Annotated in this window: 21 protein-coding genes; 19 read left to right on the top strand and 2 right to left on the bottom strand. The window is 31.2% G+C overall.

Annotation, left to right across the window (positions count from 1 at the left end):
• Positions 1 to 18 precede the first annotated feature (18 nt).
• The 13 genes from RH99_RS08655 (at position 19) to RH99_RS08600 (ending at position 11,294) form a co-directional block, all read left to right on the top strand.
• Positions 19 to 423, top strand: a complete 405-nt coding sequence (locus RH99_RS08655; protein WP_010236622.1) for a flagellar biosynthetic protein FliO — start codon at positions 19 to 21, stop codon at positions 421 to 423.
• Positions 424 to 500: 77 nt separating this feature from the next.
• The gene (gene fliP / locus RH99_RS08650) at positions 501 to 1,265 is read left to right on the top strand and encodes a flagellar type III secretion system pore protein FliP (RefSeq protein ID WP_010236620.1); all 765 of its coding nucleotides are present in this window, start codon (positions 501 to 503) and stop codon (positions 1,263 to 1,265) included.
• A 13-nt stretch (positions 1,266 to 1,278) separates the two neighbouring features.
• Positions 1,279 to 1,548, top strand: a complete 270-nt coding sequence (fliQ, locus tag RH99_RS08645; protein WP_010236618.1) for a flagellar biosynthesis protein FliQ — start codon at positions 1,279 to 1,281, stop codon at positions 1,546 to 1,548.
• A 10-nt stretch (positions 1,549 to 1,558) separates the two neighbouring features.
• Complete coding sequence (locus RH99_RS08640) at positions 1,559 to 3,391, top strand: fused FliR family export protein/FlhB family type III secretion system protein (RefSeq protein WP_010236616.1); 1,833 nt, start codon at positions 1,559 to 1,561, stop codon at positions 3,389 to 3,391.
• Between the two features lie 15 nt (positions 3,392 to 3,406).
• Positions 3,407 to 5,479, top strand: coding sequence for a flagellar biosynthesis protein FlhA (flhA, locus tag RH99_RS08635; protein WP_010236614.1), 2,073 nt, complete (start codon positions 3,407 to 3,409; stop codon positions 5,477 to 5,479).
• Positions 5,476 to 6,678 carry a flagellar biosynthesis GTPase FlhF gene (gene flhF / locus RH99_RS08630; protein ID WP_010236611.1) on the top strand — a complete coding sequence of 401 codons (1,203 nt, stop codon included), beginning with the start codon at positions 5,476 to 5,478 and terminating at the stop codon, positions 6,676 to 6,678. The genes flhA and flhF overlap by 4 nt, the downstream gene beginning before the upstream one ends.
• Entirely contained in the window at positions 6,672 to 7,529 is an 858-nt protein-coding gene (locus tag RH99_RS08625; protein ID WP_010236608.1) for a MinD/ParA family protein, read from the top strand. The genes flhF and RH99_RS08625 overlap by 7 nt, the downstream gene beginning before the upstream one ends.
• A 12-nt stretch (positions 7,530 to 7,541) precedes the next feature.
• Complete coding sequence (locus RH99_RS08620; RefSeq protein WP_010236605.1) at positions 7,542 to 8,201, top strand: flagellar brake protein; 660 nt, start codon at positions 7,542 to 7,544, stop codon at positions 8,199 to 8,201.
• Positions 8,202 to 8,215: 14 nt separating this feature from the next.
• Positions 8,216 to 8,941 (top strand): FliA/WhiG family RNA polymerase sigma factor, encoded by a 726-nt coding sequence (locus tag RH99_RS08615; protein ID WP_010236604.1) that lies wholly within the window; start codon positions 8,216 to 8,218, stop codon positions 8,939 to 8,941.
• 14 nt (positions 8,942 to 8,955) lie between these two features.
• Positions 8,956 to 9,474, top strand: a complete 519-nt coding sequence (locus RH99_RS08610) for a DUF6115 domain-containing protein (protein ID WP_010236603.1) — start codon at positions 8,956 to 8,958, stop codon at positions 9,472 to 9,474.
• Between the two features lie 77 nt (positions 9,475 to 9,551).
• Positions 9,552 to 9,674, top strand: a complete 123-nt coding sequence (locus RH99_RS19895; protein WP_279373749.1) for a hypothetical protein — start codon at positions 9,552 to 9,554, stop codon at positions 9,672 to 9,674.
• Complete coding sequence (locus RH99_RS08605; RefSeq protein ID WP_010236601.1) at positions 9,671 to 10,453, top strand: flagellar hook-basal body complex protein; 783 nt, start codon at positions 9,671 to 9,673, stop codon at positions 10,451 to 10,453. The genes RH99_RS19895 and RH99_RS08605 overlap by 4 nt, the downstream gene beginning before the upstream one ends.
• Before the next feature lie 58 nt (positions 10,454 to 10,511).
• The gene (locus RH99_RS08600; RefSeq protein WP_010236600.1) at positions 10,512 to 11,294 is read left to right on the top strand and encodes a flagellar hook-basal body complex protein; all 783 of its coding nucleotides are present in this window, start codon (positions 10,512 to 10,514) and stop codon (positions 11,292 to 11,294) included.
• Positions 11,295 to 11,691: 397 nt separating this feature from the next.
• Here RH99_RS08600 and RH99_RS08595 read toward each other — a convergent pair whose 3' ends face one another.
• Complete coding sequence (locus RH99_RS08595) at positions 11,692 to 13,338, bottom strand: putative manganese-dependent inorganic diphosphatase (protein WP_010236599.1); 1,647 nt, start codon at positions 13,336 to 13,338, stop codon at positions 11,692 to 11,694.
• Between the two features lie 299 nt (positions 13,339 to 13,637).
• On the opposite strand from RH99_RS08595, the gene RH99_RS08590 reads away from it, so the two are divergent.
• Positions 13,638 to 16,184, top strand: a complete 2,547-nt coding sequence (locus tag RH99_RS08590; protein ID WP_010236598.1) for a calcium-translocating P-type ATPase, SERCA-type — start codon at positions 13,638 to 13,640, stop codon at positions 16,182 to 16,184.
• Between the two features lie 40 nt (positions 16,185 to 16,224).
• Here RH99_RS08590 and RH99_RS08585 read toward each other — a convergent pair whose 3' ends face one another.
• Positions 16,225 to 16,632: a hypothetical protein gene (locus RH99_RS08585; protein WP_010236596.1), complete on the bottom strand. Its 408-nt coding sequence runs from the start codon at positions 16,630 to 16,632 to the stop codon at positions 16,225 to 16,227.
• 506 nt (positions 16,633 to 17,138) lie between these two features.
• On the opposite strand from RH99_RS08585, the gene RH99_RS08580 reads away from it, so the two are divergent.
• The 5 genes from RH99_RS08580 to RH99_RS08560 are packed head-to-tail and all read left to right on the top strand — an operon-like array spanning position 17,139 to position 21,797.
• Positions 17,139 to 18,449, top strand: a complete 1,311-nt coding sequence (locus tag RH99_RS08580) for a circularly permuted type 2 ATP-grasp protein (protein WP_010236595.1) — start codon at positions 17,139 to 17,141, stop codon at positions 18,447 to 18,449.
• Positions 18,431 to 19,108, top strand: coding sequence for an alpha-E domain-containing protein (locus RH99_RS08575; protein ID WP_010236591.1), 678 nt, complete (start codon positions 18,431 to 18,433; stop codon positions 19,106 to 19,108). Before RH99_RS08580 ends, RH99_RS08575 begins: the two co-directional genes overlap by 19 nt.
• Positions 19,105 to 19,887 (top strand): transglutaminase-like domain-containing protein, encoded by a 783-nt coding sequence (locus RH99_RS08570; RefSeq protein ID WP_010236589.1) that lies wholly within the window; start codon positions 19,105 to 19,107, stop codon positions 19,885 to 19,887. The genes RH99_RS08575 and RH99_RS08570 overlap by 4 nt, the downstream gene beginning before the upstream one ends.
• Positions 19,880 to 20,872 (top strand): M14 family metallopeptidase, encoded by a 993-nt coding sequence (locus tag RH99_RS08565; RefSeq protein ID WP_010236587.1) that lies wholly within the window; start codon positions 19,880 to 19,882, stop codon positions 20,870 to 20,872. The genes RH99_RS08570 and RH99_RS08565 overlap by 8 nt, the downstream gene beginning before the upstream one ends.
• Positions 20,850 to 21,797, top strand: coding sequence for a M14 family metallopeptidase (locus tag RH99_RS08560; RefSeq protein ID WP_010236585.1), 948 nt, complete (start codon positions 20,850 to 20,852; stop codon positions 21,795 to 21,797). The genes RH99_RS08565 and RH99_RS08560 overlap by 23 nt, the downstream gene beginning before the upstream one ends.
• The last annotated feature ends 328 nt before the right edge of the window (positions 21,798 to 22,125 follow it).

Raw genomic sequence — 22,125 nt, 5'->3', positions numbered from 1 at the left:
TAATTAGGGTGGTAGAAAATGCCAAATATATTATTAATGATTTTTAAGCTTGTAGTTGCACTTTTATTTATTTTACCTTTAATATATATAAGCATAAAATATGGTGGAAACAAGCTACAAAATATGCAAAATGGAAACTACATGAAGGTATTAGAAAGGCTTACACTTACTAAAGAAAACAGTCTTTTATTAATAAAAATTGGGGAAAGGGGGTACCTTTTCTCAAGTGCAGGGAACAAACTGGAAATTCTAATGGAATTAGATAGCGAAGAAATAAAAAAAATTCAAGAGTCAAAGAAAGTCACACAATATAAAAATTTCAACGAATTTTATAAGGATTTTAAAGATAAATTCAATACTGGCAATAAAAGTGAGTTTTTAAAAACACTAAAGGATAAAATTAAGGTGAAAAAAAAGAAATAGCAATAAAAATACAGTAAAGGCAATACACTGATTCATTATTTCTTTGAAAATACCTAAGATTAAAAAGGAAGGTTTCAATGAAGAAAAAAGCTTGTATAATATCTATTTTAGTTTTATTTTGTATATTTTTTATTAATAATAGGACCTATGCAGCGCCGCAAAGTATACCAGTGCCAAAGATAAATTTATCTGTAGACAATGCGTCAAGTCCAACGGATTATGTGGATAATATAAAACTTCTTCTAATGCTTACAGTACTTACGCTGCTTCCATCTATAATTATTATGACTACTAGTTTTACGAGAATCATTGTGGTACTTGGTTTTCTAAAAAATGCATTGGGAACTCAAAATGCTCCACCTAGTCAGGTGATAATTGGACTAGCTTTATTTTTAACTTTTTTTATAATGATGCCTACATATACTACAATTAATAATAATGCTATTCAGCCTTACATAAATAATCAGATAAGTCAGCAACAGGCAATTACTATAGGAGAAAAACCTTTAAAGGATTTTATGCTTAAGCAGACAAGACAAAAGGATCTTCAATTGTTTATGGATGCAGCTAAAATGGATCCAAAGACTGATACGGAGCATACTCCTATTCATGTGGTTATACCTGCATTTATAATAAGTGAATTAAAAACAGCCTTTATAATAGGTTTTTTATTATTTATACCATTTATGATTATAGATTTTGTGGCGGCAAGTATACTTATGTCCATGGGTATGTTTATGGTACCACCAGCTATGGTTTCACTGCCGTTTAAGATTCTATTATTTGTAATGGTAGATGGTTGGTATTTAGTAGTCAAATCACTTATTTTAAGTTTTTCGTGAGGGGAGAATTATTATGACAGAGAATATGCTTTTGAAAGTATTAAAGGATGCTATAAGTACAGGACTTTTAATATCTGCACCAATTTTAATTGTATCCGTTGTGGTAGGACTCATTATAAGCATAATGCAGGCTACAACTCAGATACAGGAACAGACACTTACCTTTGTTCCAAAGCTTCTTGCCATAGCAGTTGTTGGAATAGTAGCTAGTACATGGATGCTTCATATGATGACTGGTTTTACAGAAAGAATATTTGACATGATAGCAAATATAACTAGATAGGTGTGATAATATGATTGATTTATCCTATTTTTCTGCCTTTTTTCTAGTATTTTTAAGGATTATAACTTTTTTTGTAGCTCTTCAGGTGCTGTTTCCAAATGGGCTTCCAAATACAATTAAAATTTCATTTTGTGCTATAATTTCATTTTTTATTGTATCAAGTATAGATTATAGTAGTGTCACGGGAATTGATAATGGATTTATTTATATAGAGCAATGTGCCTGTGAAATAATAACAGGACTTGTACTTGGATATCTGACTAATTTGGTTTTTATTTGTGGTAAAATTGCAGGACAGTTTATGGACGTACAAGTTGGTTTTAGTATGATGTCTTTATTTGATCCCAGTACTCAAAGTAACGAAACACTAATAGAGAGAATTTTAGCTATGTTAAGTGTGGTAGTATTTCTTGTAATTGATGGACACCATGTACTTATAAAAGCACTTATAGATAGTTTTAATACAATACATATAGGAAAATTTATATTAGGTGATCAGTCTGCCATGTATGCTTTAAATGCCCTGGTTCAATTTTTTATAATAGGTATAAAGATTGCAATGCCCATAGTAATAGTCCTAATAATAACGGATATAGTGATGGGGCTTGTTTCAAGAACTGTACCTCAGCTAAATGTAATGATTCTTGGAATGCCGGTTAAGATACTTTTAGGATTCTCAATTTTTATGCTTATATTACCTATAATAGTGAATCTTATAGTGAGTGCATTTAGCTTAATACCAGATCTTTGGAAGGGTCTATACAATATAGTACCTGCAGTAGTTATTATATTTGCATCTGAAGATAAAACAGAGCAGGCTACACCTAAAAAGAAAAGTGATGCAAAGAAAAAAGGTCAAGTAGCTAAGAGTAAAGAAGTGGCTCTAGCACTTACTCTTATGGGAGCCACTTTGGTTATTTCTACTATGGGGAATTTCTCCTATGATAGACTTAGAAACATGATGTTTTCCTATTTAAATACTTCTTTAAACAGGGACTTAAATTATAATGTAATACATAATATACTCATATTTGCTGTAATTAATATAGGTGTAATATTTCTTATGTTTGCAGTACCAATTCTGATTTTAGGAGTACTGGCAAACTACATTCAATCAGGTTTCATCTTTACTACTGAAACCTTAAAACCTGACTTTAAAAAATTAAATCCAATATCGGGCTTTAAAAAGATTTTTTCTTCAAGAACAGTGGTGGAACTTTTTAAAGATGTTATACTTATAACTATTGTGGGCTTTGTAGGATATCAATTTGTAAGAGATAATTTGGATAAATTACTTATAATGAATACACTTACATTTGCTTCTCTACCCTATGCATTAAAGGGAATTTTCACAGGAATTTTATTTAGAATTTGCATAATTATGCTTGTTATTTCCATATCAGATTATATATATCAAAGGTTTATGCATAACAAGGAATTAAAGATGACAAAGCAGGAAATAAAGGAAGAATTTAAGCAAGATGAAGGAGATCCAGAAGTAAAGTCAAAGAGAAAGCAGAAGATGAAGGAGATGTCTGCAAAGAGAATGATGGCAAGTGTGCCAGAGGCAACAGTGGTAGTAACAAATCCAACACATATTGCAGTGGCTCTTAAGTATACAGAAGGAGAGAGCAGTGCACCTGTTGTCATAGCAAAGGGAGCAGATAGAATAGCTCTTAAGATAAAGGATATTGCAAAAGAAAATAATGTACCAATTATAGAAGATAAGCCTCTAGCTAGACTTATATATAAAGAGGTAGATATTGATGGAGAAATACCTATGGATATGTATCAAGCGGTGGCAGAGATATTGGCTTTAGTATATAAAATGAAAAAGAAGTAAAGGGTGAGATAACAAATGAGTAATGACAAGAAAAGCGGTTTTAAGTTAAAAAACAACTTGGATATTCTTGTGGCAGTTGGAGTAATGTTTATAGTTCTTATGATAATAATACCACTGCCTACACCTATGTTAGATGTCTTGATAGTAATAAATATAACTATTGCAATAATTATAATACTTATAACCATGTTTACTACAGAGGTTTTACAATTATCGGTATTTCCAACCCTACTTCTTATTACTACACTATTCAGATTAGGACTTAATATTTCTTCTACAAGACTTATATTGAGTCAAGCTAATGCGGGAGATGTAATTAATGCTTTTGGAAGTTTTGTTGTAGGAGGAAATTATTTAGTTGGTATAATAATATTTTTAATTATAATAGTAATACAATTTATAGTAATAACAAATGGTGCTGGAAGAGTTGCAGAAGTTGCTGCAAGATTTGCACTAGATGCTATGCCTGGTAAGCAAATGAGTATAGATGCTGACCTCAATGCAGGACTTATAGATGATGCTGAGGCAAAGAATAGAAGAAAGAAGATTCAGAGTGAAGCTGATTTTTATGGCTCTATGGATGGTGCTTCTAAATTTGTTAAGGGAGATGCTATAGCAAGTATTGTAATAGTTTTAATAAATATATTAGCTGGAATAGTAATTGGAGCAGTACAGCTAAATATGCCTATTGCAGAGGCTGCTCAAACTTATGTAAGACTTACTATAGGTGATGGACTTGTAAGTCAAATACCTGCACTTTTAATATCAATTGCTACAGGTATTTTGGTAACTCGTTCTGGTAATGATGAGGACTTTGGTAAGCAGGTAGTTGGACAACTTACAGGATATCCTAAAGTTTTAGGGATAGCAGCGGGCATACTTTTACTTTTAAGCTTTATACCAGGACTACCTTTTTTACCTTTTTTTATCCTAGCAATTGCATGTGGGGTAGGTGCTTATTTATTATATAAGGATGAAAAGGCTCAGGAGATAATTCAGGAAGAAACTATGAATATGGAATTAACTGAACAAGAAAATAAAGAGCCTGAAAATGTTATGAATTTAATATCTGTAGAACCAATGGAAATAGAAATAGGTTATGGACTTATTCCACTGGCAGATGAAGCTTCAGGAGGAGATCTTCTTCAAAGAATTGCATCTGTAAGAAGACAATGCGCTATAGAAATGGGAATTGTAGTTCAACCTATAAGAATAAGAGATAATCTACAATTAAAAACTAATGAATATGTAGTAAAGATAAGAGGAACTGTGGTAGCTAAGGGAGAACTTATGCCAAGTATGCTTTTATCCATGGATCCTAGCGGTGAGAGTGGAGAAATACAAGGCATAAAAACTATTGAGCCAACCTTTGGCCTTCCAGCAGTATGGATTAATAAGGATCAGAGAGAAGATGCTGAAATTAAGGGTTTCACTGTAGTTGACCCTACTACAGTAATGGTAACTCATTTAACTGAAACTATAAAATCACATTCTTATGAGCTTCTTGGAAGACAGGAAGTTAAGACAATAATAGATTCAATGAAGGAAAGATATAGTGCTGTAGTAGAAGAACTTATTCCAGACCTTATGACTATTGGAGAAGTGCAAAAAGTACTTCAAAATTTATTAAAAGAAAAAGTACCTGTTAAAGATATGGTAACTATACTGGAGAGTCTTGCAGATAATTCAAGGAATTCAAAGGATTTAGAACTACTCACAGAATATGTAAGAATAGCTCTCGGAAGAAGTATATGTAATCCATTAGTAGATGAAAATAATAGAATTGTGGTGGCTACCTTTGCACCAGAAGTTGAAAATGTTATAGCAAATAACATACAAAAATCTATGCAGGGTTCTTTCCCAGCGGTAGATCCAGATACTACTTCAAGAATTCTTGATTCAATAAAAAATGCACTTAATACCATATATTTTCCAGAAAATCAACCTGCAATATTGGTTTCTCCAAAGATTAGGCCAGCGGTTAGAAAGCTTATAGAAATGGTATTCCCTAATATTACAGTTTTATCACTAAATGAGATACCTAATGAAATCGAAATAAAAACTGAAGGAGTTGTCAGCTTACAATGATTATAAAGAAATATATAGTAAATAACATGAGTGAAGCTGTGACAAGGATTAGGTATGAGCTTGGAAAAGATGCTGTTATAATAAGCCAAAGGAAAATAAGAAAAAAGGGGTTTACAGGGTTATTCTCAAAGAAAGTTATGGAAGTTACTGCAGCAGTTGACAATGGTACTAAGAATGATAAAAAGATTGAGAATAAAAAGAATACTACAAGTAGGCCTATGGAAGATAGTTTAGCAGCTATTAAAAAAGCCATGGATAAGCATAGTGATAACAGTAAGCTTAGTGTAGAAAAAATAGAGAATACAGATATTACAAAGGCTTCTGTAGAAGATTACAATAATCCTAAAATTAAAACAGAAAGAGAAGATGACCTTATTAGTGAAATGAGAGAAATGAAAACCATGTTAAGCAGCATGGCAAGTAATGGGGGTAATCTTTTTAATGGGAAAAGTGAGCTATATAAAAATCTTAGAAATTATGATTTAAAAGAGAACTTAGTTGAAGAAATTATAAGTAGAGTAAGTTTAGATAAAAGTGACATAGATGAAAGTGAAAAGATTAAAAAGGTATTAGGTCATATGATTAATGTAGCTGAGGTTAAAGATAATGGGGTTATGGTATTAGTTGGACCTACTGGAGTGGGAAAAACTACTACCATTGCAAAATTAGCAGGGAGATTTGCCCTGATTGAAAAGAAGAAAGTTGGACTAATAACTGTAGATACATATAGAATAGGAGCTGTGGATCAGCTTAGAACCTATGCTGATATTATGAATATTCCTTTTAAAGTGGTGTTTTCAATAAAAGACATGGAAGCTGCTGTAGACAGTATGAAGGATTGTGATGTGGTGCTAGTAGATACTACAGGAAGAAGCAGTAAAAATAAAATGCAGATATCTGAATTAAGAGCCTTTATTGATAAAACACATTCTGATAATTTGCATCTAGTAATGAGTTGTACTACAAAAAATAGTGATATAAAGTCAATTGTTGAGGGTTATGAAGTTTTGAATTATAATAATATAATAATAACAAAATTAGATGAAACTACAACTTATGGATCTATGTTAAATATACTGAATGAGGCACAAAAGCCATTAAGCTATGTGTCAGTTGGACAAAATGTGCCAGATGATATTAAGAGGTTAGATATAAATGAGATAATAAATCTTGTTACAGGAGTGGATAGTATATGTTAGATCAGGCACAGCGGTTAAGGCAAATGGCTACAGAAGGGAATGAAGATAATAACAGACCAAAGATCATCACTGTTACCTCTGGTAAAGGTGGTGTAGGAAAAAGTAATCTTGTGGTAAATTTAGCCATAGCCATCCAAAAAATGGGTAAGAAAGTTTTGGTCTTTGATGCGGATGTAGGCATGGGAAATGATGATGTACTAATGGGATTTTTACCTAAATATAATGTGTTTGATATTATATTTAATAACAAGAGTATAGATGAAGTAGTTGTTGAGGGACCTTTTGGAGTTAAGCTTTTACCAGGAGGATCTGGTGTAGCAAGAGTAAATGAAATTACAAACACCCAGAGAAATAATTTTTTAGACAAATTATCAAAACTAGAGGATTTAGACTATATTATAATGGATACTGGTGCTGGAATAAATAGAAGTGTATTAGGATTTATATCCTGTTGTGATGAACTGATTTTAGTTGTAACACCGGAACCAACTTCTCTTATGGATTCCTATAGTCTTTTAAAAGCAGTAGTTCATTTTAAAATAAAATCAAAAACTAAGATAGTTATAAACAGAACTATTGACAAAAATGAAGCAGAAGAAACCTATGATAAATTTCAAAATGCTGTAAAAAACTTTTTAAATATTAATACAGAATATATTGGAAATGTGTCTGAGGATAGAAAATTGGTTTTGGCAGTAAAAAGTCAGGAACCTTTTATAATTGGAAGTCCAAATTGCATGGCAGCACAGGATATAAATAAAATAGCAAATTTACTTGTAGGTGACTGCAGCAGTGAAACTGGCACAGGAATACAAGGACTATTTAAAAAGATATTTAATATATTTTCATAAGGAGTTATAGTGATGAGTGTTAATGTGAACTTTAGTATAAATTCAAAATGTGAAATTCTTATAAATGATAAAGTTTATAAAAGCAATATACAAGAAACTGATAAAGATTATATAGGAATAAGTATACCCATATGTAGGGGTGAATATGCACCACTTAACAAAGATGAAAAAGTTACAGCGGTGTATTATGATGATAATAATTTATATGGGTTTAATACTGTTGTTATAGGAAGAAAGATGGATAGAATACCTATGATACTCTTGGCTATTCCTGAGAATATAAAAAAAATACAAAGAAGAAGATTTTTTAGAGTAAGCTTAATAAAAGATGTATCTTATTTAAAGGTTAATAAAAGTATATCTAATAGTGAATTTGGAAGCTTAATAAAGGATTCTAAAGATTTTAAAAAGGCGTTAATGCTTGATTTAAGTGGTGGCGGCTTAAGGCTTAAAACACCGATAAGCTTTGAAAAGGGAGATATTATTATAATAAGGATTCCATTTAAAAAAGAAGATATATTTGTATTGTGTAATTGTATTAGAGTGTTTAAAGATATGGATAGCAATTTATATGTATCTGGATTTAATTTCTTTAATATTGATAATAAAACACAGGAGAAAGTTGTGGCCTATATATTTAAGATAATGCGTGAACAGATGAAAAAAAGTTAAAGGGGTGATCGGTTATGGCTATAGCAGGGGCCTTTGGTACCAAAGAAGAAATAGTTAAAAAATACATTCCATTGGTAAAATATATAGCATCCAGAGTTATAATAGGTAAAAGTAGATATATAGAATATGAGGATCTAGTAGGCTATGGCATGGTTGGACTTATGGATGCTTTCAATAAATTCGATAAGAGCAAAGGTATGAAATTCTCAACTTATTCTTCTATTAGAATAAAGGGAGCCATGATAGATGAACTTAGGAAGAATAGTCCTATATCAAAAGGGGCTATGGATAAATTGAATAAATACAATAAAGTTATAGAAATGCTGCAAAATGAACTCTTAAGAGATCCTACAGATGCTGAAATTGCAAAGGCTTTTGGGGGGACTATAGCTGAAATTAAAGAAGTTGAAAACTATATAAACTATATGTCTGTATCATCTCTTGAAAATTTGATTTTTTCAGAAGACGATGATATGCCTTTAATTGGAACTATTGAAGATAAAAATAGTCCAAGTCCTGAAAAGAGTTTAGAAGAAAAAGAAAAGCTTGAATACCTGGCAAAGGCATTAGATATCCTGAATGAAAAAGATAAAACTGTTCTTTCATTATATTATTATGAAGGACTAACTCTAAAGCAAATAGGAAGTGTGTTGTCTGTATCGGAGTCCAGAGTTTGTCAGCTTCATTCAAGAGCTATTGTACACCTTAGGCAAGCTCTTAAAAAGTTAAAATATCAATAGTTGGAGTTGATTTAATGACCACAATAGTATTATTGATTATAGGAATTTTGTTAATAGCTATAAATGTTAAAGTCGTGAAAAGAGAAAAAAATAGTTTTAAAAATGTTTTTGATAATGCTTCCACTAATATGAAAGACTATGATGTGGAAATTGGAAAAATTAGAAAAGAATTCGCAGAAACTGTGTTTGAACTTCAAAAGGAAGTAGAAGGATTAAAGGATAGATTAGATAAAAATTACAATGAAAATGATAAGAATATATCCTATGGAGATATAGAAACTAATTTTTTAAATAACAATAAAATGGATTCAATAGAAATTTCTAATTATAAAGATGATGTAAAAGTAAAAACTATTGACAAAGCTGAAGAAATTAATAAGAATGAATATAGAGATAATAATGAAATAAACAATGCTAAAGTTGATGACATAGAAAAACTTATTAAAGAGGGATTATCTGTAGACAGTATATCAAAGAAGCTGGGTATAGGTAAGGGGGAAGTGCTATTAATACAAAAATTATACATAAAATAAAAGCGTTTATTGAATTTATTTCAGATAGAAAAGTTCTTTTAGGAATTGGTATTGGAATGATAATAGCCACTTGCTTTATGATCACAGCAAAATCAGCCATAAATTTAAGTAAGGGTGAAATAGAAACTAAAGCTTCGTCTTATGGTATGAGATATCCAGAAGACATGAAAGTAATAAACAGTAAGGATGTGAAAAAATGATAAGAAGTTTATATACTGCTGTATCAGGAATGATAACACAAGAGGCTAAACAGGATGTTATAACAAATAATATGGCAAATTCAAACACTGTTGGATTTAAAGGTGATAATCTTGCCATTAAAAAGTTTGACGATGTACTTATTCAAAATAAAAGTAAAATTAATAATGGTATAAATTACACTCAGACTATAGGAAATTTGAGTTTAGGCAGTAGAATTGATGAAACTGCAACAGATTTTACTCAAGGGAGTATACAGAATACAGATTCTGATACAGATTTTGCTATTGATGGTAGAGGATTTTTTACTGTAAATAGAGATAATGGAGTAGAAAATCAAAATTACTATACAAGAGATGGTCATTTTCATGTAAATATGCAAGGATATTTAGTTAATGACACTGGAGACTATGTCATGGGAAGAAATAGTAATACAGGAAATCAAGAGAGAATTCTTGTGGGAAACGGTAAAATAACTACTGATGCCTATGGAAACATAGGTATTGATGGAAGACCTTCTTATTCCTTTGGAACTGTAGATTTTAATAATTATAACACCCTTAAAAAGGTAGGAGACAATCTATATCAAGGTGAAAATCCAATAAATAATGCAAATGTTTCTGTTAAGCAAAAATCTTTAGAACAATCAAATATAAATGCAACCAATGAAATGGTAAATATGATGTCTACTATGAGAACTTTTGAAACTCAACAAAAAGTTGTACAATCAATAGATGAAACTTTAGGCCAGGCAGTTAATGATGTTGGAACTGTGAGGTAAATATCTATAAGTAGGAGTCATTCATATAATTAATATTACAAGTAGGCAGGTGAACATAATGAATAGATTAATGTGGACAAGTAGAAGTGCCATGAATGCACAACAGCAAAAGTTAGATGCAATATCAAATAACATAGCTAATATGAATACAGATGGGTACAAAAGTGAAAGAGTACAATTCAGTGATCTTGTATCTGAAAGTATGAATAGGTTAGGTTATCCTACAAATATCAATAATAATAACGGTATTAATAATGAACCACAAAATAGTACTGGAGTAAGAGCTACAGATTGGATAAGAGATAATTCACAAGGAGATTTGACACAAACCAATGAAAGTACTGATTTAGCACTGGATGGTAGTGGTTATTTTAAAGTAACTCGCCCTGATGGAACAGCTGCCTATGAGAGAAGCGGCGATTTTAACTTAGATGGTAACGGGAGATTAGTGGACAAAAGTGGAAATATATTAGAAGTAAATTTTACTAATGGTACTGTACCACTTACAAGGAATAATTTTATTGTTTCGCAAGATGGAACGGTAAGTATAAAACAACCTGATAGAGATGTAGTTGCAGGAAAGATAAATGTTTATGATACCATAGGTGAAGATTCATTGACTTCTATAGGTAATAATTTGTATACACCTAAAAATGGAGCACAAATATTTGTTTCAAATAATACAAACATAATGCAAGGTTATACTGAAACGTCAAATGTAGATATTACTAAAGAAATGACTGATATGATTGCTGCTCAAAGAGCTTTTGAACTTAATACCAAAAGCTTAACTACCGCAGACGAAATGTGGGGAATGGTAAACAACTTAAAATCTAGGTAGTATAATTTTAAAATAATCTTCAGTACTGGGCATGGTATGTTTATTTAGGATATCCCTCCTTTCATAAAGAAAAGCTAAACTTGGCTTAATTTAAAATTCTATGACTTTTAAACTCGCTGCGCTCAAACAGTAAAAGTCACTTAACGAATTTTAAAGCCGCCAAGTTAAGTTTTTCTAATATTCACTCGAGGATATCTGCAACAAACATACCATGCCCATGAAGCTTATTTTAAAACCTGTGATATATGTAAGTAAGTTAAAACCATCCGCTTATGAAAGTTAAACTAGTATTCTAAGGATGGATATCGCAAGTACACATAGCATACCAAGTTTTGAAGCTTATTTTAAAAGAACCTGCAAAAAAGCACCTGCAATAATAGCAGGTGCTTTTTAAAATTTATTCATTTAATGATTCAATTGCAGTTGTTAATGGTGGAATAACTTGTTTCTTTCTTGAAAGAACTCCTGGAGCATAGGCACAGTTGTTATCAAGTTCAAGTTCGAAAGCTTTTGAAACAAGATTTTGGTCTGGACCAACAGCTATAAGCTCTGAACCGCCTTTTAATATATCAGTTAAAAGTAGAAGAAGAACATTGAAATTTTCATCTTTAGCTTTAGTTTCCATATAATCAATAGTTGAAGCTTTCATTGGTTCAAAACCTTCAATATCCATTGTTCCAACTTGTGAAACACCTATTTTATAATTAGATAAATTGAAAACTTTATAATCTTGATTGAATATTTCTTCTACAGTTTTACCTTCTAAAGAAGTACCAGCTTTGAACATTTTACTTGCAAAATCTTCAGGATCAATTTCAGCAATTTTAGCTAGTTTCTTTAATACGTCTCTATCAGTAGGCGTTGTTGTTGGTGATCTGAACATTAAAGTATCAGATATCATAGCAGCACATAGAAGACCAGCTGTTTTCTTTGATGGTGTTATACCATTTTCAAAGAAAATTGAAGCCACAATAGTGCATGAACTTCCTACAGGTTGATTTCTAAAGTACATTGGTGAAGCAGTTTGAATATCAGCAAGTCTATGATGATCAATGATTTCAAGAATCTCTGCATCTTCAAGACCATCTACTGTCTGAGACTTTTCATTGTGATCTACAAGTATGAGTTTCTTTTTATCTTTAGAAATAAGGTGATAACGTGAAATCGTACCCAAAACTTTATTGGACTCATCTAGTACAGGATAACTTCTATATCTTGTCTTTAACATAGCATCTTTTACATCTTCCACATAGTCAGATGTATTAAAAGTAATGATATCAGAACTACTCATTATGTAACTTACTGGAATACTTTGAACTATAAGTCGAGTTGTAGTGAAAGAATCATAGGGAGTTAAAATGATTGAAGTACCTGACTTCTTAGCCTTTTCAAGTATTTCAGGGCTAACTTCATGATTACCTGCCACTATCATAAGAGAAGCCTTTTCATCTATAATAATTGCTTGAGTATCTTGTCTGTCTCCACAGATTACAATGTCACCTTTATCAATATGCTGTTCAGCACTAATAGGAAGCATTGCTGCAACAACAATTTTACCTGGGAAACTAGGATTTTCTTCATTTAGATAAACAGCCTTTGCAGATAGAGCATCCAGTATGTTATTTATGTTAGTATTTGATTTTGCAAGGATATTATCATCCCAATTATCAATATAAGTTGATACCAAATTTGAAATTGAAGCAAGACCCTTTAATTTACCTTGTTCATCAATTACAGGTAGTGATTTTACATTGTTTTCCTTCATTATAGACCAAGCTTTTTTTAAAGATACATGTGGATGTATTGGATCTATATTGTCAAAAGGCAAATCTGAAACTTGAAGCTTCATAGTAGTTTTAAGTTCAGGTTCATCAACACCAAAGTAGTCAAGAATAAATTTAGTTTCTCTACTTAGATTCCCTTGTCTTAAAGGAACTGCTAGTACATTACCAGTTTTGTTTTTAAATTCTGAATAGGATATAGCGGCACATATAGAATCAGAATCTGGATTCTTGTGTCCTGTTATGTAAATTACATCTTTCATAAATAAATGTCCTCCTTAAAATAACTTTCCAATCCTCATATGAATAGAATCACTGAAAATAAGAAAATTTTCACAGATGCCTTAGCATAATTGTCTTACTATATTTTATAATTTACATTTATAAAAGTAAAGTAAAAGAGTGAAATTTTTTTCATAAAACGTGTATATATTAACATATATTATTTATAGATAGAAATGGACAAGGGTGAAATTAATAATGGGACTAAGGCGTAAGAAAGAAGATAACAGGTCATAGATGTGTTTATTTACTTGAAGATGCCAAGGCAGGAGGAGAGAAAATGATTAATGAAAAGGAAATCTATAGGGGACTAACTAGCGAAGAAGCAGAAGAGAGAATAAAAAAATATGGTGCAAATATACTGGAGAAGAAGAAAACTATTTCGGCGGCAGCTATATTTCTATCACAATTTAATGATTTTATAATTTGGGTTCTTATAGGAGCTACAATTATATCTGGTCTTATGGGGGAGAAAGCTGATGCAGCAACTATAATAATAATTATTATTATGAATGCTATTTTGGGATTTGTTCAAGAATTTAGAACAGAAAAATCTTTGGAAGCACTAAAAGAAATGGCTTCACCTACTGCAAAAGTCATAAGGGACGGAAATATACAAGTAATTAGTGCAGAAGATCTAGTACCTGGAGATTTGATTTTGATTGAAAGTGGAGATAAAATACCAGCAGATGCTATTGTAGTTCAGGCATCAAATATAAAGGTTGATGAATCACTTTTAACTGGTGAATCCGTTGGAGTAGAAAAGACAAATAATGCTGAAAACAGCAGCATATATATGGGGTCTATTGTACTTACAGGAAAAGGGGAAGCTAGAATAGTTGAAACAGGTATGAATACAGAAATGGGTAAAATAGCAAATTTACTTCAAGGTATAGATGAAGAAAAAACCCCTTTAAAAGAAAAATTGGCATCTCTTGGACGAATACTTGTAATACTATGTATTATCATATGTGTAATAGTTACAGCACTAGGTATTGTACGAGGGCAGGATAAATATGAGATGTTTTTGCTTGGAGTAAGCCTTGCAGTAGCAGCTATTCCAGAAGGATTACCAGCCATAGTAACTGTAGCTTTGGCATTAGGTGTATCAAGAATGCTTAAGAGAAATGCACTGATTAGAAAGCTGCCAGCAGTTGAAACTTTAGGATGTACCTCAATAATATGTAGTGATAAAACGGGTACGCTTACACAAAACGTTATGACTGTAAAATCAATCTATTATGATGGAAAAATGTATAGTGAAAATTCATTTAAAGAGAATAAACTATTGCAATTAAAAAAAGTTTTTACTTATTGTAATGACAGTGATCTAAATTATAATGAAAAAAATTTCAATAAGGCTCTTATGGGTGATCCAACAGAAACAGCCTTAATAAAAGCATTTTTTGGCAGTATTGATGAACTAAAAAGATTTTTAAATAAAGCTAAAAGAATAAGTGAAATACCTTTTGACTCAAATAGAAAGATGATGTCTGTAATCTTAAGTGAACAAGGTAATAAAATATCCTATGTAAAGGGAGCTCCTGAAAGAATTATTGAAAGATGTAAATATATATTTGTAAATGGTGAAAAGAAATTATTTACTTCTGATTATAAGAATAGAGTACAGTCAGCTGTAGATTCTATGGCAAATAAGGCTTTGAGATGCATAGGAGCTGCTTATAGAGATGGAGGAATTTTAACTCAAAATAATCAGGAGAAGGAACTTGTGTTTTTGGGACTTGCAGGTATGATTGATCCTCCTAGGGAAGAAGTTAAGCCAGCAGTATTAAAATGTAAAGAGGCAGGTATAAAGCCTATAATGATAACTGGTGATCATAAAAATACAGCCTTTGCCATTGGTAGAGAATTAGATATTTGTAGTGATATATCAGAAGTTATAACTGGTGAGGAACTGGATAGATTAGACGATGAAAAATTATCTAAAGTAATAGATAAAGCCAAAATTTTTGCACGAGTTAGTCCTGAACATAAACTGAGAATAGTAAGAGCTTTTAAAAGAAAAAATAAGATAGTTGCTATGACGGGAGATGGAGTAAATGATGCTCCGGCAGTTAAAGAAGCTGATATAGGTATATCTATGGGGATATCGGGAACTGATGTTACAAAAGAAGCTAGTTCTATGATATTACTTGATGATAATTTTACAACCATTGTCTCTGCTGTTGAAGAGGGAAGAGTAATATATAATAACATAAGAAAGTTTATAAGATATCTTTTATCCTGTAATTTAGGTGAGGTATTAACTATGTTCTTAGCATCATTGCTATATTTAGATACACCACTATTGCCTATACAAATACTATTAGTTAATTTAGCTACTGATGGATTACCCGCTATAGCACTAGGAGTAGATCCAGCAGATAAAGATGTAATGTATGAAAAACCAAGAGCTAAGGATGAGAGTATTTTTGCAAGAGGATTAAAGGAAAAGATAATAATAAGAGGATGTCTTATTGGTGTTTGTACTGTTCTTTCCTTCTTAGTGGGTAAATATTTTCACTTTAGTCTTGAGACATCTAGAACTATAGCCCTTGGAACACTTATAATGTCTCAGCTGATTCATGTATTTGAATGTAGATCAGAAAAGCACTCTATATTTGAAATTAAGCTATTTACAAATCTTTATTTAGTAGGTGCGGTTTCATTATCCATAGCATTGTTAATGGCTGTTATATATGTACCATTTTTAAGTACTGTTTTTCACACCAGTGCATTGAATATAGGTCAATGGCTTATAATAATATTCTTTTCTGGATTCATATCAATGATTAATAGTCTTTATTTATTATTCAACAAAAAGTAAAAAAATAGTGCTGTCTCAAAGTAATGAGACAGCACTATTTTTATTTATACCTTTTCACTTGCCTGACAGTTTTAGGAGTATTTCCATCTATTTTAACCAAATCTTTTTTAGTGGTCATATTTCTAATATTCATTATTTCTATAGTTTCTCTATTTTCTTTACCCTTTGCTCCTTTTACACCTTGAACAACTAAAAGGTTTCCTTGATTTATAGTCATAAATTCTGGTTTTTTAAACCATTTATTTCTCTTATAATTACATCTTATAATATTTTTACTTCTATCAGGTTTTAAAATTAAAGTAACTACTAGTTTATGAAAGATCCACAAAATTGACTTTTCTTCAATTTTTATAGATATTACATTGCCTTGTGCCTGTGTAAGTCTATCCCCATATTTACTCATATAAGATTTGGTATAATAATTTTGTATTTTTTCTTTAAGCCCCATTCTTATAACTCCTTTTTAGTTAATTTATGTATGATTTAAGTATCTGAAAATAAATAATAAGTCAAAGATGCTAACATACTGACTAGGTATTTATTTTCAATGCCTTATTAACACTTAGATTTATAATGTAAAATTTCTACTATATTATAACACAATATATAATCTTTTAAAATATATAATAATACATAGAATATCCTTAGTATATTCATCAATGAATCTTACTTAGTTGGAGTTTATAATCCAACTAAGTTTAGATGAATTATCAAGGAACGTGTTGCTGTTATAGGATAAATTTTATTAATAAAATATATAATTAATTATTTAATTCATATCAAGTTATCAATCCTATTGATTTATTTACTGATATAGTATATTTTGTTTATATAGGTAAAAGTATGTGCATATAAATTTTTACTATTGTATACTATATTACTAAAAATTTTTACGGTTATTTGCAATTATTGTAATCCAATTTAATTATTTTGTTAAATAAAGGAAGTGATTTTTTGAAACTACTTCATGAACATGCTAAGTTGGTTAATGAGTGGCTTGAGCGCTATGGAGTTAAATTTGGCATTTATAAAGATAATAAATTCATTGAGCAATTATTTCCTTTTGATGCCATACCTAGAATTATTGAGTCAGACAAATTTGCTAGTCTAGAAAAAGGCTTAATTCAGAGGGTATGTGCACTTAATCTATTCTTAAAGGATATCTATTCCAATCGATGTATTTTAAGAGATAAGGTAATTCCAGAGGAATTTGTATATTCTTCTAAAGGGTTTTTAGCAGAATGTTGTGGTATTACTCCACCTAAGGGCATATATTCTCATATATGTGGTATTGATCTTGTGGAAGCTGCTGATGATTGGTATATACTAGAGGATAATTTGCGTATTCCTTCTGGTGCATCTTATCCAATGATCGCAAGAGAAATTACTAGAAGTATTAGCCCACAGACTTTTGAAGAAAATAAGGTATGTGAAAATCGTAATTATGCTTCTATTTTATCTAAAATGTTCCAGGAAGTAAATTGTGGAGGCATTAATGTTGTACTAACACCAGGCCGTTATAATTCTGCATTTTTTGAACATTCATATCTGGCAGAAAAAATTGGAGCAGTGCTTGCTTTTCCAGGGGATTTAGAAGTTATTGATGGAGTAGCGTATTATAATAATTTTAATGGTGGACGTCAGCGTGTAGGGGCAATTTATCATAGGGTGTCTGACGAATACATTGATCCTATGGTTTTTCAGCAGAACTCAGTAATAGGGATTCCACATATTATGGAAGCATACAGTAAGGGGAATGTGGCTTTAATAAATGCTCCTGGAAATGGTATAGCAGATGATAAGGGGATTTATTATTTTGTTCCTGCTATGATTCATTACTATTTAGGAGAAGAACCCATTTTAAGAAATGCTCCAACCTATCTTCCGTACTTTAAAAAGGACAAAAAATATATTCTAGATAATATTGAAAAGCTAGTAATTAAAGATGTAAGCGAATCTGGAGGATATGGTGTTATATTTGGACGGGACCTTTCAAAAGAAGAATTAAATAATTTAAGAAGCATTATAATAGATGATCCACGTAGATTTATAGCTCAGGAAGTTATAGATTTCTTAGATCTTCTGATTGTAGATGGAGATAAAACTGTTCCACGTAAAGCAGATCTTCGTTCCTTTGTAGTGCATGGTAGAGACATTGATGTATGGAAGAGTGGATTAACTAGATTTTCACGTAATCCAGATTCATTTGTAGTGAATTCTTCACAGGGAGGAGGGTTTAAGGATACATGGATAATATCTCAATAAATAAAGCAAATCATCTCTATTGGCTTGGCAGATATGCAGAACGAGCCTATACTACAATTGGATATTTAAGACGACTTTATGACGAAATGGTAGATAAAAATGAAGATGCTTATTCAGAATTTTGTATTACTCTTGGAATAGATAATGACTATAAAGATAAAAAGGATTTTATAAGGCGATTTATCTCTGATGAAAACAGTGAGATTAGTATAGCATACTATATTCGAAGGAGCTATGATAATGCTGTAGTTCTTAGAGACATGCTCACAAGTAAAACTCTATCATATATCCAATTAGCATGTAATGATTTGAAAAAATGTTATGAAGATAATGAATACGTAATTTTAAATTTACAGCGTGTTACAGATGATTTAATTGCATTTTGGGGAGCGGTGGATGACTATATAGTAGATAATAATACTAGAGATCTTATAAAGACGGGAAAGTATACAGAAAGAGTAGAACTTTATAGTCGCTTTAGTGAGGATGAGACAATTATAAAGGCATCAGTTCAAAGGCTTTCACGTTATGTAGAGCATCTAAAAACTAGCAAATGTATTGATAGACAAACTAATTTTATGGATATTGAAAATAGTATAGATTATAATTCTATTAAAAATTATATTAGTGAATTGTCCGGATGGGGGATAGATCATTGAAAAGGTATGAATTTTCATTTAAAACAAAATTAAAATTTCAAAATAAAATTTCAAATCAACATTTTATGCTAAAATGCCTTCCGGGAGAGTATCAGTTTCAAAGAATATATGATGAAAAAATATCTGTATTACCAGATGTGAATTGTAGTTTTAACAAAGATTCCTTTGGTAATAGAACTATATCGGGAAGTATTAAAGACAAACATGAATTATTTGAATATAAGGTTGCTGGAAAGGCACTGCTCAGCAGATATAAGTCAACAGAGATTCTAGATAGAATATTTTTATATGAGACACATAGCACAACTATGAGTAAAGAAATGGAAGATTTCACTCTTAGTATTCCAGAAGAAGATAGCGTTCAAAAACAAGCTATTTCTGTAAGTCATGCTGTATATAATAAAATGGAGTATGTTTTAGAATCAACAGATACTGAAACCACTGCCTCAAAAGCTTTTCATCAGGGAAAAGGTGTATGTCAGGATTATGCACATATAACAATTGCACTTTTACGAAACCTTAAAATTCCGGCACGTTATTGTGCAGGATTAATGATGGGTGAGGGAAAAACTCATGCTTGGGTTGAATATTATGATGGAAGTTCATGGTATGGAATTGATCCTACAAATGATCAAATAATTGAATATGGTTATATTAAAATTTCTAGTGGACGGGATTGTTCTGATTGTACTGTAGATAGAGGCTGTTTTGTTTCTGAAAATAAAGAAGTTCAACAGGAAATACAAATATCAGCTAAAGTTGGTGAAATCAATGGGTAAAGAAGTAGAGACAATTTCATCTATGAATCTTCCCGTAGATGAAGCACTTGAAATTAAGCGATGTCGATATACTCCAGAAAATAGTTCTAGAGCAGATCTAAAATCATTTAGTAGAATTTGTATTGTTACAGGAACTCATGGAGATGAACTTGAAGGACAGTATATATGCTATGAACTTTCAAAAAAACTTCAAGAAAGCCCGCAATTTGTAAAGGGAATAATAGATATCTATCCAGCCTTAAATCCACTTGGAATTGATTCCATCTCTAGGGGAATACCTAGTTTTGATCTTGATATGAATCGTATATTCCCAGGAAATAAGGAAGGATCAATGGTTACAAAAGTGGCTCATAATATCGTTGAGAGTCTTCGTGGGGCAGACCTTGTTATAGACATTCATGCAAGTAATATTTTTCTTCGTGAAATTCCGCAAGCTAGGATTAATGAAAATACGGTTAGCAGTTTATTACCATTTGCTAAGCTATTAAATTTAGATTTTCTTTGGATTCATACAGCTGCAACAGTATTAGAATCAACATTAGCTCATTCACTTAATACAATTGGAACACCTTGTATTGTAGTTGAAATGGGTGTTGGAATGAGGATAACAAAAGATTATGGTGATCAGCTTTTAGATGGTATTTTTAATGTTATGAAGGAAATGGGTATATGGTGTGGAGAAACTAAAAATATATCAAAACCTCATAAAGCTATTAATTCTATGGAGCACTCAGTGTTTTTTGTTAACTCAGCTGCATCCGGTATTTTTGTCCCATCCATAGGACATTGTACTACTATAAAGAAGGGTGACACCATAGGACATATACTGGATCCTTTAGAGGGTAAGATAAGGGAACAGGTGCTTTCTCCTTGTAACGGAATGGTATTTACTTTAAGAGAATATCCAATAGTCTATACAGGGTCACTTGTAGCCAGGTTAATTGGAGAGGAGATTATATCAAATGAAGAGGGAAACAATATTTAAATTGGAATCTCCCTATAGAGATACAATGAGGATTACAGCTTTTACATTTGGAGATTATGATAATAAAGAATCAGAGAAAGCTTGTGCAATTGTAGGTGCTACTCGTGGAAATGAAGCTCAACAAATATATGTCTGTTCACGTCTTGTTGCAGTTTTTAAAAAGTTAGAAGAACAAGGGAAAATACGATCAAATAAGCAGATCCTAATAATCCCAACAGTAAATAACTATTCAATGAATATCAAAAAAAGGTTTTGGTCTTTGGATAATACAGATATTAATAGAATGTTTCCAGGATATGATTTAGGAGAAACTACTCAGAGAATTGCATATAATGTATTTGAACAGGTTAAAAATTATACTTATGGTATACAGTTTCCAAGTTATTATATGCCTGGTGAATTTGTTCCACATATTCGTATGATGCATACTGGATACGAGAAGCCAGATATTGCGCGGGAATTTGGACTACCTTATGTATATATAAGAGAAAGTAGGCCCTATGATACTACAACTTTAAATTATAATTGGCAATTATGGGGTACATCGGCTTTTTCTTTTTATGCTGGAAAAACTACAGAAATTGATGAACCTGCTGCCGAAATAGCAATTCGTTCTATTATTCGTTTTTTAACTAAAATGGGAGTATGTAATTGTTCTTTAGAGGAAGGATTTGTTTCTCAAGTAATTAGGGCTAGTAATGTTTCTTCAATTATTTCAGCTAAATCTGGAATTTTGCAGAGGATAAAAAGGGCGGGGAATCATGTGATTCATGGAGAAGTTTTAGGTAAGATTATTGATCCCTATGACGGAACAGTACATGAAAAACTTTTGGCGCCAATAGATGGTTTGGTTTTTTTTGTTCATGATAGTCCTTTTGTCAATGAAAGTACATATGTATACAAGATAATACCAAGTGAGATATAATAATACTACTTATCTACACTAATTAATTTCTAAAATCACCTGGAAGGTTATTCTATATTTTTAAATAACCTTTCAGGTGATTTTATTTGATATTTTTACTAAAAACGTTCCTAAATATTAATAAGAAGAATATTAATATAGTATAGAATTTATAGGAAAGATATAAAATTACAATGTTTATCTTCTTATTGAAAAATAGAGTAGTATTTCTGTAAATGATCTATAGATTGTTATTGTTGAAATTAACTGTTAGGCATGTGAAAATAAATAGTAAGTCAAAGATGCGACGAATATTTTGAATTGAGCAAGGAAGCAGGTTCCAAGGATA

The sequence above is a fragment of the Clostridium arbusti SL206 genome, from assembly GCF_000246895.1.
Classification (GTDB): Bacteria; Bacillota; Clostridia; order Clostridiales; family Clostridiaceae; genus Clostridium_I; species Clostridium_I arbusti.
The sequence above is the reverse complement of the archived record's forward strand: the minus strand, read 5'-3'. Positions and strand labels throughout refer to the sequence as shown.